This is a genomic window from Myxococcus sp. AB025B (genome assembly GCF_006518215.1).
Taxonomy (GTDB): domain Bacteria; phylum Myxococcota; class Myxococcia; order Myxococcales; family Myxococcaceae; genus Myxococcus; species Myxococcus fulvus.
Window position 1 is genome coordinate 1 of sequence record NZ_SRLW01000533.1, and the last position, 3,224, is coordinate 3,224.

Annotated in this window: 4 protein-coding genes; 2 read left to right on the forward strand and 2 right to left on the reverse strand. The window is 68.3% G+C overall.

The features are described from left to right. A partial coding sequence (locus tag FL311_RS42130; RefSeq protein WP_255510413.1) for a LysR substrate-binding domain-containing protein occupies positions 1–386 on the forward strand: 386 nt, incomplete at its 5' end. 234 nt (positions 387–620) lie between these two features. Continuing rightward, the gene (locus FL311_RS42135; RefSeq protein ID WP_141333242.1) at positions 621–950 is read left to right on the forward strand and encodes a hypothetical protein; all 330 of its coding nucleotides are present in this window, start codon (positions 621–623) and stop codon (positions 948–950) included. 78 nt (positions 951–1,028) lie between these two features. Here the strand turns inward: FL311_RS42135 and FL311_RS42140 are convergent, their stop codons facing one another. After that, positions 1,029–1,928 carry a nucleoside hydrolase gene (locus FL311_RS42140; RefSeq protein WP_141333243.1) on the reverse strand — a complete coding sequence of 300 codons (900 nt, stop codon included), beginning with the start codon at positions 1,926–1,928 and terminating at the stop codon, positions 1,029–1,031. 169 nt (positions 1,929–2,097) lie between these two features. Continuing rightward, positions 2,098–2,760, reverse strand: a complete 663-nt coding sequence (locus tag FL311_RS42145; RefSeq protein ID WP_141333244.1) for a hypothetical protein — start codon at positions 2,758–2,760, stop codon at positions 2,098–2,100. Positions 2,761–3,224: the final 464 nt, after the last annotated feature.

Here is a 3,224-nt window from a genome sequence, read left to right on the forward strand (position 1 = left end):
GGCCCACCCACCCCGACGAGCTGGCGCGACTGCCCTGGCTCTCGCTGCGCACCTTCTATCGCAACGAGCTGTCATTGACCCACGTGGCCACGGGTGAGGCCCAGCCCATCGTCTTCCAGCCGCGCCTGAGCACCGACAGTCTTTACGCATTGCGGAGCGCGGCGCTGAAGGGGCTCGGCATCTGCGTGGCGTCCGCCTGGGTGCTGCACGAGGACATCGTGAAGGGCCGGCTCGTCCACCTGGTGCCGGAGTGGCAGGCCGCCGCCCTGCCGATGTACCTGCTCTACCCCGCCGCGCGGTTCCATCCCGCGAGACTGCGCAAGTTCGCGGCCCTGATGCGCGAGCTGATTCCCACCGCGCTCGCCGTGGCCACGCGCAAGCAGTAAGACCTCGCGAAACACAGACATCGCCTCCCCGCAGGTAGCCCCCGCAGACAGCGGGGCCCCGCCCGAGTTCCCCGGAACATCTCACCAGAATGCCACAGCCCGATTGTCTGATGCCCGCCGTTCGGGCCGACACGTTTGTGTTCATCTATTTCGTGCCTTAGACATGGAGTGCTGGATTTACCCGAGAGTCTGGCGGCGCCCGCTGGCGTCTCACGTCCAAAGAAAGGCATGACCATGAAGAAGCTGCTCCTGGGAATGTTCCTGGCAACACTGTCGCTCGTCGGCTGTGGCACCGAGGAGGCGAACCTGCCGGAGACCGGACAGGTGATGACCACGGAGGATGGCCGCGAGCTGGTCATCGAGCAGCGGTCGGCCGGGCCCGGGGAGGAGGCGCCGGATGTCGATGCCGCCAACGTGAGTGTGGACGAGGACAGTCTCGCCTGCTGGGTGGTGCTCAACTATTGCCGGCACCCGGATACGGGGCGGCCGCATTGCACGGCCACCGGCTGCACCATCGCCCAGGCCATCAAGCATTGTCAGGCGCTCATCAGGAAGCACTGCTGAGCCTTCACCGCGGCAGACGCATGGGACCTCTCGGCCGTGGCCGGGAGGTCCGAGGGTGACAACGAATGGCACGGGGCTTCAGCGGGGAGCGGGCGGCTGGCCGAGTCCCACGAAGGTCCGGAAGAAGCGCTCGGGGTCCATGGCCACCGAGATGAAGGTCCGGGTGCCTTGTGCCAGCTCGGAGCCCCACTCCCCGCGCTCGCGCACCACCTCCACCTGTGCCCAGGTGACGATTCCGGGGTCGATGGCCGCGCACGCGGCGAGGGGGTCGTGCAGGAGCTTGCCTTCGGGCCGCTGCGCCAGGTAGCGCTCCATGGCCTCGAAGATGAGCGCCAGCCCGGGGGTCGCGGAGGCGTGGGGCCTCACGCGCTCGTGGAAGGCGCCGTCGTAGGCCACGCCATGGGTGACGTTCTTGGACACCAGCTCTCGGCGCCCCACCCGGTCCGAGGACAGGGCCAGCAGCGCGCCCTTGGGGTCTCCGTTGAAGTTGAAGGTCGGGCAGGTGCGCAGGCCCGCGAACTTGGGCAGCCGGTGCTCCGGAGGGACCACGTTGTCGCCCGCGAAGCCGCCCTGCGCCACCCACCGGTGCAGGTGGACATCCGGGTGGTGCTCCAGGAGCAGCCGCAGGTTCTGGAGCGGCGCGCCCGTCAACAGCGTCGCCTGGGGATACCGCCCGAGCGTGCGAGCCAGCACCTCGTGCGCCAGGGCATCCGGCGCGGCGAGAGCCAGCGGTCCCAGCCACTTCGTGTGGAAGGCGGAGAGGCTCTCCTTCTGCGACTCCGGATTGCGCGCGCCCACGGGCACGTCACTCCGGCCAGCCCGCGCGAGCAGGTGCCTCACCATTCCCACCTGGGCGAGCGTGCCCGGCGTCACGGTCACCGCCCGCAGGGTGACGGCGGGGTGCGTGGCCAACAGGCAGAGGGTGAGCGCGTCGTCGGGGTCGCTCGTCTCCATGTCGAAGAGGATGTCAAAGGCCATGAGTGACTCCGGGGCGTGACGTCCTCGTCGAAGCACGTCGGTGACGGGCGGCGGGGACGACGGATGAGGGGCTCACCCGTGCGTCGCGCCTGACGCGCTGCTGGGCGAGGTCCTGAACGGCCCGGGACGGATTCGCGGCGAGCAGGACCTGGCTTCTGGCGACAGGCGTCTAGAGGATGGCCCTGACGAAGAGGGACGCGACCCACACGGCCCAGAGGAGCGAGAGGGCGAGCAGGACGGCGGCGATCGGGCGGACCCACTTCGGCGTCGGCGACCTATCACGCCAGGGCAACAGCATCAGGTAGCCGCCCGCCAGGGAGGGGATGGGGAGCAGGTTCAGGGACGCCATCCGCGCGCTCATGATGCCCCAGGCCCGGACCAGCTCTCCTTCACGGAGCAGGCCGACGAAGCGCTCCACGCGGCCCGGCAGCGCGGAGAGGTTGAACACGGCGGGGAAGCCCTCGGTGAATTGATGGAAGCCCTCCGCGGGCCCCAGGCACGCCATGGCGACGCCAATCTGCACGTACCAGGGCACCGCCAGGGCCAGTGCGTGCAGCGGGGGTGGCAGCTTGAGCAGCCGGCTCTTGAGCGGCTCCGTGGAGCCTTCCTCGGCTTCTGGCACGAACGACGCGGAGCTGCCCAGGGTGATGGGATGCAGGCTCCAGCCGATGCCCGCCATGCGCCACGCCACCAACTGGGGCCCATAGCCGATGCGAACCACGAGGGGCCGAGCCCCGAGGGCGCTCGCCACCACCGCCTGCGCCAACGCCCACATCACGTTGACTGCGAGGAACAGCACCCACAGCCAGAAGAAGAGGGCGACCCTGTCCATGGACGCAACTCTATCTTCTTCCCACGGGAAAGACCCCGGGTCGGTCCGGACGCCCGGTGCGCCCTGTTTCGATGACGCAACAGGGCACGACTCATGAGCGTGTGTCTTTAGCAATCGATTGTGACTGGAATCCCGGCATCAGGAGGCACCAACACCCAAGAGCGCCTCCCGGCCGCTGCTCACATCCCAGGCTCAGTATCTGAACGAGACCACTCCGCTGCAGCTCGTGCTGCCATAGCAACCCGCGACGATGGTGTATGCCCCCGAGGACAGAAGCCTCAGCGAGATGCTCGACGCCGTCCCACACACCCCGCCGAAGTCATCATTCCCCTAGCCCCAATGCCGTTCACTTTAGGGACGGACGCGACGTAGGGGGCCGAGGGAGCGTGCTCGACGGACCGGGCGAGGGCGTTTCCGTGGGTAGCTGCTCATCTTGATTTTCACCGCACGCGGATACTGTCTTT

What these genes read in the sequence shown, in the direction of transcription:
- FL311_RS42145 (WP_141333244.1), bottom strand. Translation starts at nt 2,760, where the DNA reads ATGGACAGGGTCGCCCTCTTCTTCTGGCTGTGGGTGCTGTTCCTCGCA.
- FL311_RS42140 (WP_141333243.1), bottom strand. Translation starts at nt 1,928, where the DNA reads ATGGCCTTTGACATCCTCTTCGACATGGAGACGAGCGACCCCGACGAC.
- FL311_RS42135 (WP_141333242.1), top strand. Translation starts at nt 621, where the DNA reads ATGAAGAAGCTGCTCCTGGGAATGTTCCTGGCAACACTGTCGCTCGTC.